Origin of the sequence: Nocardia sp. CC201C, assembly GCF_030010695.1 — a bacterium.
GTDB lineage: Bacteria > Actinomycetota > Actinomycetes > Mycobacteriales > Mycobacteriaceae > Nocardia > Nocardia otitidiscaviarum.
The window spans coordinates 1-12,529 of sequence record NZ_JASCXP010000214.1 but is presented as its reverse complement, the minus strand read 5'-3'; the positions used below and the strand labels follow the sequence as shown (position 1 = coordinate 12,529).

Here is a 12,529-nt window from a genome sequence, read left to right as displayed (position 1 = left end):
ACGCCTGGCGCCCGGCACCGAGCGGGCCGGTCGGGTACCGGTCCGCTCGGCACCTGGTGTCGAGCACGCCGTTCGCAGGCGGTGGCGTGAGCCGGCCGGAGCGCGCCAGGCTGCTCGGTACCCGCCGGTTCAGTCCTTGACCAGCAGGGGCGCGGCCGTCACCGCTGCCTCCGTCTCGTCCCGGGCGTGCTCGCCCGTCCCGTCCGGGGCGGGTGCCCGGTTCGGGAGCAGGATCGCCGTCACGATGACGAGTACCGACAGGGCCGCGGACACGGCGAAGGCCAGGCGCATGCCGTCGAGCTGGGCGGTCACCGGTTCGGTGCCGGTCTCCACGAGCTGGGTCATGCGCGCGGACATGACCGTCACCACCAGGGCGGTGCCGAACGCGGCCGCGACCTGCTGCAGCGTGCCCAGCATGGAGCTGCCGTGCGAATACAGGTGCGGCGGCAGCGCACCCAGGCCCAGCGTGAACACCGGAGTGAACAGGCCCGCGAGCGAGATCATCAGCAGGATGTGCAGGGCCAGCAGCTGCCAGTACGGCATGGACATGGAGATCTGGGTGAAACCGGCCAGCGCCACGGTGACGCCGACAGCGCCGGGAATCACCAGCGGTCGCCCGCCGAAGCGGTCGAAGAGGCGGCCGACCGTCGGACCCAGCAGCCCCATGGCCAGGCCGCCGGGCATGACCAGCAGACCCGTCTCCAGCGGCGACAGGTGGCGCAGGTTCTGCAGGTACAGCGGCAGCAGGATCATCGAGCCGAGCATGGCCAGGAAGGCCACCGACATGAGGATGAGCGCCTTGGTGTAGGTGCCCGACAACAGGATTCGCAGATCCAGCAGCGGCACCCCGGAACGCTGCAGCCGCAGCTGCCGGAACGCGAACACCGCGATGAGCGCCAGTCCGGCGGCGACCAGCAGGGCCGGAACCGCGACGTGATCGGTCTCGAACTTGCTCAGGCCGTACACCAGGCCGCCGAAGCCGAAGGCCGCGAACGCCACACTGAGCCAGTCGATATCGCCGGTCTGCGGCTCCCCGATATTGTCCAGGCGACGCAGGCCCAACCAGGTGACCGTACCGGCGATCGGCAGCACCAGCACGAAGAGCCAACGCCACGAACCGGCTTGGAGCACCAGCCCGGAAATGACCGGACCCATGGCGGGAGCCACCGAGATGGCCAGGGTGACATTGCCCATGACCCGGCCGCGATCCTGTTCGGGGACCACCGTCATGAGCGTGGTCATCAGCAGCGGCATCATGACCGCGGTGCCACCGGCCTGGATGACGCGGCCCACCAGCAGCACCGCGAAGGTCGGCGCGACGGCGGAGAGGGCGGTACCCGCGAGGAAGACGCCCATGGCGATGGCGTACGCCTGCCGGGTGCTCACCCGCTGCAGGAACCAGCCCGTCACGGGGATGACCGCAGCCATGGTGAGCATGAACGCGGTGGACACCCACTGCGCCGCGCGCTCGGTGACGTCGAGATCGTGCATGAGGCGCGGAATCGCGTTGATCATGATGGTCTCGTTCAGGATCACCACGAAGGTCGCGAGCACCAGCAGCCGGATGACCGTCGGCGTCCTACCCCCCGTCGGGGCCGGTCCGCGCGACGGCGGTGCGGATATGTCGGCGGGCATACGGGTACCTCCGGGCGTTCGTGAGCGAAAGACGGTGCGGCCGGATGTCGAGACGGCGTCGTCCGGGCGCTACGCCTGATCAGACGAGAACAGTCGGCACAACTCATCGGCCGGGCGTCAGTATTCCTGCCAGCACCGCGACGATTCATCCGATTATTCGTGTCCGCGACTCCGCTCGCGCCGCGAAATTCACTGATTACCAGGCGTTTTCGCAAGCGCGACCGGCACTGTGACCCTGGTCACGCCGCTGTGGAATTTCAGGCGGACGGCGTTCGCGACAGGAATTCCACCACTGCCTCGAAGGCGTCGTCCACGCGGGCGCGATCCCCGGTGGTGATCAGATCCAATTGCAGTCCGCGCACCTGCGCCAGGATCAGGGTGGCGGTCCGGGAGATGCTGTCCGGCGGCCAGCCGTACCGCGCCAGCTGGCGTTCGATCACCGTCAGCCAGTCGGTGACCAGCCGGGCGTCGGGATGGTTCGGTGTGCGCGCGGCGGTGGCGACCAATTCGAACAGGACCAGGAATTGTCGCTGTTCGCGCGGCTGGCACAGATGCCGCCACGCCGCCCGCAGCAGGTCGACCGCCGACTCGACGCGCAGGATCTCCGCGGAGAGGATGCGCTGTTCGAAATCGGCGCGGATATGTTCGAGCACCTCCGCCAGCAGGGCGTCCTTGGTGGCGAAATGTCGAATGAGGGTGGCGTGGCTGACGCCGACGGCCTGCGCGGCCCGACGCAGCGTGAGGTCGCGTACGCCATTGTCGAGGACGTACTCGGTGGCGGCGGCGAGCAGCTCCGGGCGGCGATGCTGAAACCGCAGCGTCCGGCCGTCGATCCTCTTCTCGCTCATCGCGGGCAGCCTATCGGTTTCCACCATGAGCAAATTTTACCGTTCCAAGTGGTTACGTAACCGGTTGGTACGCCTACTATCGACGGGGGAGGCCCGGGACGGCCCTCGGAAGGAGACGAGTATGCGATTCGACGAATACCGCGCCCACGACGCGGTCGGCCTGGCCGCCCTGGTCGAGCGCGGGGAGATACACCCGACCGAGCTGCTGGAGTTGGCGCTCGACCGCTGCGCCGCGATCGATCCGGTGATCAACGCCGTGAGCCTGCTGATGGAACGCACCGGCCGAGAGCGCGCCGCCGGTCCGCTCGACGGCACGCTGGCCGGAGTGCCGTTCCTCATCAAGGACCTCGGGCAGGACTACGCCGGGTACCCCACCTCCGGCGGTACCGGACCGCTGCGCAAGGTCAGCGCCGAACGGCACAGCACGGTCGTACAGCGCTGGCTCGACGCCGGTCTCGTCATCTTCGGCAAGACCACCACCTCGGAATTCGGCAGCAAGGCTGTCGTGGAGACCCGCACCTTCGGGTCCACCCGCAATCCGTGGGACCCCACCCGCACCCCCGGCGGCTCCTCCGGCGGCTCGGCGGCGGCAGTGGCGGCGGGCATCGTCCCGGTCGCCGGGGCCAGCGACGGCGGTGGTTCGATCCGCATCCCCGCCGCCTGCACCGGACTGTTCGGGCTCAAGGCGGGTCGCGGGCTCATCTCCAGCGGACCGCTCTACGGAGACCTGCTGTTCGGCGCGGTCACCGACGGCGTCGTAGCGCGCAGCGTGCGTGATTCGGCGGTCATGCTCGACATCCTGAGCCAGCCCGATCCCGGTGCGCCCTACCCGGTGGCGCGACCCGATCGGCCCTACCGCGACGCGGTCGCCGAACCGCCACGCCGCCTGCGCATCGGCTACACCTGCGAATCGCCTACGGGCTCACCGGTAGACGCCGAGGCGGTGCGCGCCGTGGAGGACGCCGCACGCCTGCTGGAGAGTCTGGGGCACACCGTCGAACCGGCCGCGCCCGCCATCGACGGCACGCGAATGGCCATGGACTTCATGACCGTTTGGACCGCCATGGCCGCCGCGGAACTGGCGGTCGCGTGCGAGGTGAGCGGGGCGTCCCCGACGGAGTTCGATATCGACACCCAGGTGCTCGCCGCCGTCGGCCGCGCTGTCACCGGTCCGGAACTCATGGCGGCACACGCGCGCTGGAACACCTATACCCGCGCTCTCGCTGCCTTCCACGACACCCACGACCTGTTGCTCACCCCCACCCTGGCCGCGCCGCCGCTGCGGATCGGGCAGTACCGCACGCCCGCGCTCGCCGATACGGTGCTGCCGCCGCTGTTGCGCCTCGGTGCGGGAAAGCTGCTCTCCCGCACCGATTTCTATGTCGATCTGGTGACCTCGAACCTGTCCGCGGTGCCGTTCACGCAGCTGGCCAATATCACCGGCCGCCCCGCCATGAGCGTGCCCACGCATTGGACGGAAACCGGCGTACCGCTGGGTGTCCAATTCGTCGGACCCTCGGGGGCCGAATATCTGCTTCTCCAGCTGGCGGCCGAAATCGAAACCGCCCGACCGTGGTTCGACCGGCACCCGGACGCTCTCGGTGTGGTGGCCGCGGATTAGCCGCGCGCGCTCACCGGCGCTGGACCGGATCCTCGCGCTCGAGATCGGGAACGACGGTGTGCGGGAAGACATATCGGCGCATGGCCCACCAGCGGAACACCGTGGCGAGCAGGGTGCCGATAATCGAGGCGCTGATGAAATCGGCGATGTTCTCCACCAGCAGGGAGACGTGCGGGGTGCGCAGCTGGAACACATAGCTGGACACCGCCAGCGGCAACTGGTTGATCACCATGCCGATGCCGGCCACCAGGAAGAACAGCGCCGCCTCGTGGCGGCGCTCCCGGCCGCCCCGCGCGGTGAAGGCCCATTCGCGGTTGAGGATGTAGGACAGCACGGTGGCGAGCAGCACCGCGATCACATTCGCGGTGACCGGCTTCTCCTGTAGGACGGTCCACTTCAGGCCGAAGAACAGCACGACCGTGGTGACGAAGGCGATCCCGCCGACGGTCAGGAATTTCAGCAGCTCCGCGTGGCGAACGAACAGCGACAGCATTCGGCTCGGCACGCGTGCGACGACAGCCTGGACCAGGAACACGCCGCCAGGCTAGCCGACGATCCGCGCGGTCGCTCGGCCGATGCCGATCCGCCGGGGTCGATTCGATGCGGGGACGCCGACCGCCGGGAGCTGAGTCATCGTGAGACGGCAGCGCGGTACTGAAACCTGTTCTAGACAGAATGCTCAATATGTCTTACCGTCGATTCATGAGTTCAATGGCGTCTCAGGAAGTCCGATTCGAACTGATGTCGGGGGAGAGCTGGCGCGATCCCTGGCCGATGTACGCCGCACTGCGGGAACACGATCCCGTGCACCGGGTGCGCTCGGCGGGGCGCGCCTCGGAGGACTTCTACGTGCTCTCGCGGCACGCGGATGTGTACGCGGCGGCCCGCGACCCGGAGACCTACTCGTCCGCCTCCGGACTGACCGTGGACTATATGAACCTCGAGGCGGCGGGCATTCCGATCAAGCCGTTCGTCTTCATGGATCCACCCGAGCACACCGACTTCCGGCGCCGCGTCGCGGGCGGATTCACACCGCGCCAGGTCAATTCGGTGGAGCCCGCGGTGCGGGCGTTCGTGGTGGAACGGATCGAGCGGCTGCGCGCGGCCGGATTCGGGGATATCGTCGCCGAACTGTTCAAACCGCTGCCGACCATGGTGGTCGCCCACTATCTCGGTGTGCCGGAGGCGGATCGGGAGAAGTTCGACGAGTGGACCCACGCCATCGTCGGCGGCGCGGTGGACGGCGCGAAGCTCACCGCGGGTGCCGAAATGCCCTCGGCGCTGGGTGAAATGGTGGGCTACTTCGCCGAACTCATCGCCCGCCGCCGCAGCCGACCCGAGGACGACACCATCTCACACCTGCTGGCCTCCGGGCTGGGTGCGGAGGGCGACGACGAAGGCATGCTCGCGATTCTCGGCTTCGCCTTCACCATGATCACCGGCGGCAACGACACCACCACCGGCAACCTCGGCGGGGCCGTACAACTGCTGCACCGGTATCCCGAACAGCGCGCACGACTGGCGGCGAATCCCGGGCTCATTCCCGACGCGGTGGAGGAATTCCTCCGGATGACCTCGCCCGTACAGGGTTTGGCCCGCACCACCACCCGGGACGTCGAACTGCACGACACCACCATTCCGGCCGGACGGAAAGTGCTGCTGCTCTACGCGTCCGCCAATCACGACGAGCGTGAATTCGGGCCCACCGCGGGCGAACTCGACATCCACCGGCAGCCCAAACGCATTCTGACCTTCAGCCACGGCCACCACCACTGCCTCGGCGCGGCCGCCGCGCGCATGCAGGCCCGGGTCGCGCTCGAGGAACTGCTGGCGCGCTGCCCGGAGTTCCGCGTCGACCTGGACGGGGTGCGGTGGTCGGATGGGAATTACGTGCGCTGGCCGGTCAGCGTGCCGTTCCGCGCGGCGTGACCGGGCGGTGCCCATGAGCGATCGCATACCCTCGGCGGCTATGGCGAAGGACAAGCGTGGAGGTCGGGACTGGCTGGCGGAGCAGCGGGCCGATCTGGCGGCCGAGCGCATACTCGACGCCGCGGCGCGACTGTTCGCCGAACGGGGGCCGGGGGCCGTGGGCATGGGGGACATCGCCACGGCGGCCGGATGCTCGCGAGCCACCCTGTACCGGTACTTCGAGAATCGGCAGGCGGTGCGCCTGGCCTTCGTGCACCGGGAGGCGCGCCGGATCGCCGCGCGGGTGTTCGCGCAGGTGAAGACGGTCGAGGACGCACCCGAACGGGTCGTCACCGCCATGCTGACGGCGGTGCGGGAGGTGCGGTCGGATCCGGTGCTGATGGCGTGGTTCCGGCCCGGGGAGTCCGGTTCCACCGGTCGGATCAGCCAGGATTCCGAGGTGATCGAGGTCATCGCCGGTGGGCTGTTCGCGACCTCGGTCGTCGACCGCGAGGAGCGTGGGCGCTTGGCGCGCTGGCTGACCCGGGTGATCGTGTCGCTGTTGGCCGCGCCCGGCCGGGACGAGGCCGATGAGCGGGCCATGCTCGAGGAATTCGTGGCCCCGCTGGTGAGTCGCGCGGGCGTGGGGCATTAGGGTCGCCCTCCGTGTCCGATTTCGAATCGCTCGATCAGGTCCGTGCTCGCATCGACGCGCTCGACGGGGAACTGATCGGGTTGCTCGCCGAACGTCAGCGGCTGGTGCGAGCCGCCGCGCGTTTCAAAACCGACGAACAGGCCGTGCGCGCGCCCGACCGGGTGGAGCGGGTGGTGGGGTTGGCGCGGGAGCGGGCGCGGGCGGGTGGTCTCGCACCCGAGGTCGCGGAGGCGGTGTGGCGGGCCATGATCGGGGCGTTCATCGAGTTGGAGCTCGGGGAGCATGCGGAGATCGCCGGGCACGCCCGGGGCATGGAGTAGGTACTCGGTTGGAGTGTGCCGCGCTTGCCCACCCCGCGCCCCTGGCGCGGACTGCCCAAGCGCAGCGGTCCGGACAGGGCGTGTGGCCGGTTGTCTGAGCTGGTGTTGCTTGCGCGGGTGGGAAGTACGGTGCGGCAGCGGAATCGGTATCGAGTCGGAGTCCGGTGAGTATGCGGAGATCGCCGGGCGTGGTGCGGGAGCAGAGTAGGCGGTCGGCTGGAGTGTGCTGCGCTTGCCCACCCCGGGCCCCTGGCGCAGACTGCCCGAGCGCAGCAGTCCGGATAGGGCGTGTGGCCGGTTGCCTGTGCTGGCGTTGCTCGCGCGGGCGCTTGCTCGCGGCGGTGGCGCGCTCGGTGTGGCGGGGGCCGGTACGGGCTGCGCCGGTGGTTCAGTGCCGACTCATCGCGGGGGTCAGTAGGTAGTCGGTTGGGGCGGGTGTGCGGCGGATGAGTTTCTCGTAGGCTCCGGGGCTTCCGGGCCACAGTTCGGGGAGGCCGTCCGCGCCGAGGTACCAGCTTCGGCAGCCGGTGGTCCAGACCGTGCCGGGTGCGGCGGCACGCAGGCCGGCGTTGTAGCGGTCGGTGGCCGCCGGAGTCGGGGCTACGGCGGTGAATTCGCCTGCGCGCCAGCGGCGCAGCCAGTGCACGATGCGGTGGGATTGCGCTTCGGCGACCGCGGTGAGCGGGTGGTTCGCGACAGGGCTGTGCGGGCCGATGAGCATGAACAGGTTCGGGAAGTCGGGCAGCATCATGCCCTCGAAGGCGCGCGGGCCGTGCGCCCAGACCTGGTCCAGGGTGCGACCGCCGAGGCCGGTGATCGCCATCGGGCGCATATAGGCGTGGGAGTCGAATCCCGTTGCCAGCACCAGGATGTCGAGGCGGTGTTCGGCGCTGTCGGTGGTGCGCACGCCGTCCGGAAGAATCCGGTCGATACCGGCGGTGACCAGGTCGACATCCGCCCGCTGCACGGCCGTGTAGAAGCGGTCGGAGACCACCAGGCGCTTGCACATGGCCTGGTAGCCGGGGGTCAGCCGGCGTCGCAGTTCCGGATCGCGCACCGTGCGCAGATTGCGCGCCACCACCCACTGGACCAACCGCCGCACCGGACCCGGCCGCACCAGTCCGCGGGAGAACAGCGCGAAGGCGGCGCGATTGCCGCCGTAGGCCAGCCTGCCGAGTGCGGGTACGCGCCGGTACACGGCCTTGGCCACCGCCGAGTACTCGCGGTTCACGGTCGGCAGAATCCACTGCGGGGTGCGCTGGAACAGCACCACCCGAGGCACCTGTCCGGCCAGCGCGCTCACCAACTGGGTTCCGGTGGAGCCGGTTCCGATCACCCCGACGTGCTTGCCGGTCAGCTCGACATCGTGATCCCAGCGCGCCGAATGCATGACGGTTCCGGTGAAGGAGTCCAGACCCGGGATGTCCGGCACGTGCGGATCGCGCAGGAATCCGGTGGCGCACAGCACGAAATCGCAGTGCTCCACCTCGCCGGTCGAGAGCGTGACCCGCCAGCCCGTCCCGGTGTACTCCGCGCCCACCACCTCGACACCGAATCGGGTGCGGCGGAGCAGGTCTCGTTCCCGCGCCACGCGGCACAGGTATGCCTTGATCTCCGCGCCCGTCGAATACAGCCGCGTCCATTCGGGATTCATGGCGAAGGTGAACTGGTAGTACCGCGACGGCACGTCGCACACCAGGCCCGGATAGGTGTTGTCGCGCCAGGTGCCGCCGTAGTCGGTGCCCTTCTCGTAGAGGGTGAAGTCCTCGAATCCGGCCCGCCGCAGCGCCACGGCGGTGGCGATACCGGATATCCCGGCCCCGACGATGGCGACGCGTGGAGTGGCAGAAGCCTGGTCGACAAGGTGTTTCGGCACGTAGACACTCCTCGCTGGACACCGAGTCATTCGCTGGACGCAGTGTATAGCGAATGCTACGGTGTGCGCCAGATCACGCTCGAAACTCCGAAGGAATCACCATGCGAGCACTGCAGTGGACCGGCCCCGAAACCGTGGCCGTCCGCGATATCCCCGTCCCCGAGATCGGCCCGGGCGATCTGCTGCTGCGCGTCGGCGCGGCGGGGGTCTGCCATTCGGACCTGACCCTGGTGAACTTCCCGGTCCCACTGCGCGAGGAGCCGCTCACCCTCGGGCACGAGATCGCGGGCGCCATCGAGGCCGTCGGCGCGGACGTCGCCGGTCGTGAGCTCGGTGAGCGCGGCGTGGTGTACCTGTTCTGGACCTGTGGCGTATGCCGGGAATGCGTGAGCGGCAACGAGAATGTGTGCCTGGCCGCCGGACGGACCGCCATGCCGCCGTGCCCGGGGCTCACCGTCGAGGGCGGCATGGCGGAATACGTTCGGGTACCGGCGACCTCGTTCGTTCCCATCGGAGATCTCGACTTCGTGCAGGCCGCACCGGTGGCCGACGCCGCCCTCACCGCGTATCACGCCATCCGGGGCGCACGGGAGCAACTGCGGCCCGGCGGAACGGCGGTCGCCATCGGCATCGGCGGGCTCGGGCACGTTGCGGTGCAGATCCTGCGGGCGGTCAGCGGAGTGCGGGTGGTCGCCGTCGACGTGGCGAAGGGGAAACTGGAACTGGCCGCTGACTGCGGCGCCGATATCGGCATCCTCGCCGAAGACGATGCCGCCCAACAGATTCTCGACCTCACCGGCGGTCGCGGCGCGGACGCGGTCTTCGACTTCGTCGGCGCCGACGCGACCGCCACGCTCGCGGTGCGGACCGTCGCGCCCAATGGTGCGTATCGGATGGTCGGCATCGGCGACGGCGCACCGGAGATCACCGCCGGACCGGCGGGCGGACCCGGCTGGCCCTGGGGCGCCTCGGTGCGCAAGTCCCTGGGCGGCACCCGCCGCGACCTCTACGACTGCGTCGCGCTCGCGCAGGCGGGCAAGCTCCGCATGGAGGTCGAGCGCTTCGACCTCACCGACGGTTCGGAGGCGCTGCGGCGCTTGGACGCCGGGCAGATTCGAGGCCGTGCGGTCCTGGTGCCGTAGCGACTCGGTTCGGCTTCCGACGCCGCACGTGTGCCGGGCGGGGGTCGGCTTCGCGCTCGTGACGCCACGCCCGCGCCGGGCGGGGATCGGCTTCGCGCTCGTGACGTCACACCCGCGCCGGGCGGGGGATCTGCTCCCGACTCGCGAGAACGGGTGCATGCCGGGTGAGCCGACGGGTAGTCCGGTCGCGTGAGTTCGCGCAACTTGTGTGTTGGGGGCTGGGAGCATGGGTCGGCAATCGCGGCGCGATGTCGTCACCGCTGCGGGGCCGGTGCGTCCGCGAGGGGATACGTTCGCGACGATTGCATCACCGCGCCCGCGCCGGGTCGCTCCCGGCCGGCCATGCTGCGGCCCGTGCCGTAGACCAGCTCATGTTGCCTCGGTGGTTGCTGCACTGGTACGTACCAGCCAGTGCTACCGTTCCGTGTGACGCCGACAACTCTTGTCTCGCCCCGAGACCGGAAGCAGCGATCGGGGCATGACCGGCAGTTGTGCCCTCAGGTCGCGGTGAAGGCGAACGACACAGGCATCGGGCGGTCACCCGCCCGGTGCCGAACTGCATTGTTGCCGAGAAGCCAGACATAGGAGAGACCATGGCGCTATCGGGCCCTGATCGGAACACGACCGGGCAGGGGGCGGGCCGCGGCAGCGGACTGTTCCGCACCAAATCGGTCGAACAATCCATCCGTGACACCGATGAACCCGATGCGAAACTCCGCAAGGACCTGACCGCCTGGGACCTCACCATCTTCGGCGTGGCCGTGGTGGTGGGCGCGGGTATCTTCACCCTCACCGCGCGCACCGCGGGCAACCTCGCCGGACCCTCGGTCTCGCTGGCCTTCGTGCTCGCCGCCGTCGCCTGCGGCCTGGCCGCGCTCTGCTACGCCGAATTCGCCTCCACCGTGCCGGTGGCGGGCAGCGCGTACACCTTCTCCTACGCCACCTTCGGCGAACTCGCCGCCTGGATCATCGGCTGGGACCTCATCCTGGAATTCGCGCTGGCCGCCGCCGTGGTCGCCAAGGGCTGGTCGCAGTACCTCGGCGTGGTGCTGGGCGGCCACACCCCGGTGGTCGATCTCGGACCGGTCACCTTCGACTGGGGCGCGGTGCTGCTCATCGCCATCCTGGGCATCCTGCTGGCGCGCGGCACCAAGCTGTCCTCGCGGGTGTCGGCGGTCGCGGTGGCCATCAAACTGGCCGTCATCGCCCTGGTGATCGTGGTGGGCGCGACCTACTTCGACAAGGCCAACCTCACCCCCTACATTCCGCCGTCGCAGGACGGTGAGGCCGCCAACGAGGGCCTGCGCCAGTCGCTGTTCTCCTTCGTCACCGGCGCGGGCCACAGCACCTTCGGCTGGTACGGCCTGCTCGCCGCCGCCTCCATCGTGTTCTTCGCCTTCATCGGCTTCGACGTGGTCGCCACCGCCGCCGAGGAGACCAAGGACCCGCAGCGCAATGTCCCGCGCGGCATCCTGGGCTCGCTGGTCATCGTGACCGTGCTGTACGTGGGCGTCTCGCTGGTGCTCACCGGCATGGTGCCCTACACCGAGCTGGAGGGGAACTCCACCCTGGCCACCGCCTTCGCGGTGCACGGCGTCGACTGGGCCAAGAACCTCATCTCCATCGGCGCGCTGGCCGGTCTGACCACGGTCGTCATGGTCATGTACCTGGGGCAGACCCGCGTGCTGTTCGCCATGGCGCGCGACGGGCTGCTGCCCCGCCAGCTGGCGCACACCGGAACGCAGGGCACGCCGGTGCGGCTGACCGCCATCGTCGGCGTGGTGTGCGCGGTGCTGGCCGGCTTCGTCGACTTCGGCACGCTCGAGGAAATGGTGAACATCGGCACGCTGTTCGCGTTCGTGCTGGTGTCGCTGGGTGTGATCGTGCTGCGCCGCAGCCGGCCGGACCTGCCGCGCGGCTTCAAGGTGCCGCTGGTGCCGCTGCTGCCGATCCTGTCGGTGCTGGCCTGCGCCTGGCTCATGTTCAACCTGTCGGTGGAGACCTGGCTGCGGTTCGTGGTCTGGATGGCGATCGGATTCGTCGTGTACTTCCTCTACGGTCGTCGCCACTCCCTGTTGGGGAAGGCTGCTACCGATAAGTAGCTAACTTCCGGTTCCGGCTCCGAGGTCGCGGTGGTGGTGTGTCGTCATGACGCCACCACCGCGTGTGATGTTCAATGGCTCTGATAATCGAGATAAGCGTCACATGCCACACCAGCATCACCTCAGCATCCGAGAGGAACCGATTGTGAGCATGCTTCTCGCCGCCGTACACGACACGTATACGACGGTCTTCGCGCAGGTCGGCAACCCGACGCCGGAAACGCCGCCGGTCGCCGACAAACTCATGAAGCTGGTCCGCTATTTCAACTGGTTCGTGCTGCTGTCGGGCGTCACCGCCATCACCTACGGCGGCGGCCGGTTCGCCTGGGAGAAGTGGAGCGGTGGCGGACTCGAATCCCCGAAGATGGTGGCCGGGGCCATGATCGGCGGCGCCACCGCCACCAGTGCGGGCACCATCATGA

At 69.1% G+C, this 12,529-nt stretch carries 11 protein-coding genes; 7 read left to right on the top strand and 4 right to left on the bottom strand.

Features of this window, described 5'->3' with window-relative positions; genetic code table 11:
• Nucleotides 1–129: 129 nt before the first annotated feature.
• Nucleotides 130–1,635, bottom strand: a complete 1,506-nt coding sequence (locus QK444_RS21490; RefSeq protein WP_282783017.1) for an MDR family MFS transporter — start codon at nucleotides 1,633–1,635, stop codon at nucleotides 130–132.
• A 257-nt stretch (nucleotides 1,636–1,892) separates the two neighbouring features.
• Complete coding sequence (locus QK444_RS21485; RefSeq protein ID WP_282783015.1) at nucleotides 1,893–2,483, bottom strand: TetR/AcrR family transcriptional regulator; 591 nt, start codon at nucleotides 2,481–2,483, stop codon at nucleotides 1,893–1,895.
• A gap of 121 nt (nucleotides 2,484–2,604) precedes the next feature.
• On the opposite strand from QK444_RS21485, the gene QK444_RS21480 reads away from it, so the two are divergent.
• Nucleotides 2,605–4,104: an amidase gene (locus QK444_RS21480; RefSeq protein WP_282783013.1), complete on the top strand. Its 1,500-nt coding sequence runs from the start codon at nucleotides 2,605–2,607 to the stop codon at nucleotides 4,102–4,104.
• A gap of 10 nt (nucleotides 4,105–4,114) precedes the next feature.
• Here the strand turns inward: QK444_RS21480 and QK444_RS21475 are convergent, their stop codons facing one another.
• The gene (locus QK444_RS21475; RefSeq protein ID WP_143979425.1) at nucleotides 4,115–4,639 is read right to left on the bottom strand and encodes a GtrA family protein; all 525 of its coding nucleotides are present in this window, start codon (nucleotides 4,637–4,639) and stop codon (nucleotides 4,115–4,117) included.
• A gap of 167 nt (nucleotides 4,640–4,806) precedes the next feature.
• Here QK444_RS21475 and QK444_RS21470 point away from each other — a divergent pair, with 167 nt between their 5' ends.
• Genes QK444_RS21470 through QK444_RS21460 form a run of 3 tightly spaced genes read left to right on the top strand, consistent with a single transcriptional unit; the run spans nucleotide 4,807 to nucleotide 6,987 of the window.
• Nucleotides 4,807–6,033 carry a cytochrome P450 gene (locus QK444_RS21470; protein WP_282783010.1) on the top strand — a complete coding sequence of 409 codons (1,227 nt, stop codon included), beginning with the start codon at nucleotides 4,807–4,809 and terminating at the stop codon, nucleotides 6,031–6,033.
• Nucleotides 6,034–6,073: 40 nt separating this feature from the next.
• Nucleotides 6,074–6,667 (top strand): TetR/AcrR family transcriptional regulator, encoded by a 594-nt coding sequence (locus QK444_RS21465; RefSeq protein ID WP_282783008.1) that lies wholly within the window; start codon nucleotides 6,074–6,076, stop codon nucleotides 6,665–6,667.
• An 11-nt stretch (nucleotides 6,668–6,678) separates the two neighbouring features.
• A complete protein-coding gene (locus tag QK444_RS21460) occupies nucleotides 6,679–6,987 on the top strand; it encodes a chorismate mutase (RefSeq protein WP_282783006.1) in 309 nt (102 codons plus the stop codon).
• A 388-nt stretch (nucleotides 6,988–7,375) separates the two neighbouring features.
• Here the strand turns inward: QK444_RS21460 and QK444_RS21455 are convergent, their stop codons facing one another.
• On the bottom strand, nucleotides 7,376–8,863 hold the full coding sequence (locus QK444_RS21455; protein ID WP_282783004.1) for an NAD(P)/FAD-dependent oxidoreductase: 1,488 nt from the start codon (nucleotides 8,861–8,863) through the stop codon (nucleotides 7,376–7,378).
• A gap of 101 nt (nucleotides 8,864–8,964) precedes the next feature.
• Between QK444_RS21455 and QK444_RS21450 the strand changes: the two genes are divergently transcribed.
• The 3 genes from QK444_RS21450 to QK444_RS21440 form a co-directional block, all read left to right on the top strand.
• Complete coding sequence (locus QK444_RS21450; RefSeq protein ID WP_282783002.1) at nucleotides 8,965–10,005, top strand: NAD(P)-dependent alcohol dehydrogenase; 1,041 nt, start codon at nucleotides 8,965–8,967, stop codon at nucleotides 10,003–10,005.
• A 593-nt stretch (nucleotides 10,006–10,598) separates the two neighbouring features.
• Complete coding sequence (locus tag QK444_RS21445; RefSeq protein ID WP_282783000.1) at nucleotides 10,599–12,107, top strand: amino acid permease; 1,509 nt, start codon at nucleotides 10,599–10,601, stop codon at nucleotides 12,105–12,107.
• 151 nt (nucleotides 12,108–12,258) lie between these two features.
• Nucleotides 12,259–12,529: hypothetical protein (locus QK444_RS21440; RefSeq protein WP_282783019.1), on the top strand; the 271-nt coding region annotated here is incomplete at its 3' end.

Excerpts from the sequence above, each read along its gene's own strand:
- QK444_RS21490 (WP_282783017.1), bottom strand. The coding sequence starts at position 1,635 with ATGCCCGCCGACATATCCGCACCGCCGTCGCGCGGACCGGCCCCGACG.
- QK444_RS21485 (WP_282783015.1), bottom strand. The coding sequence starts at position 2,483 with ATGAGCGAGAAGAGGATCGACGGCCGGACGCTGCGGTTTCAGCATCGC.
- QK444_RS21480 (WP_282783013.1), top strand. The coding sequence starts at position 2,605 with ATGCGATTCGACGAATACCGCGCCCACGACGCGGTCGGCCTGGCCGCC.
- QK444_RS21470 (WP_282783010.1), top strand. The coding sequence starts at position 4,807 with ATGAGTTCAATGGCGTCTCAGGAAGTCCGATTCGAACTGATGTCGGGG.
- QK444_RS21465 (WP_282783008.1), top strand. The coding sequence starts at position 6,074 with ATGGCGAAGGACAAGCGTGGAGGTCGGGACTGGCTGGCGGAGCAGCGG.
- QK444_RS21450 (WP_282783002.1), top strand. The coding sequence starts at position 8,965 with ATGCGAGCACTGCAGTGGACCGGCCCCGAAACCGTGGCCGTCCGCGAT.
- QK444_RS21445 (WP_282783000.1), top strand. The coding sequence starts at position 10,599 with ATGGCGCTATCGGGCCCTGATCGGAACACGACCGGGCAGGGGGCGGGC.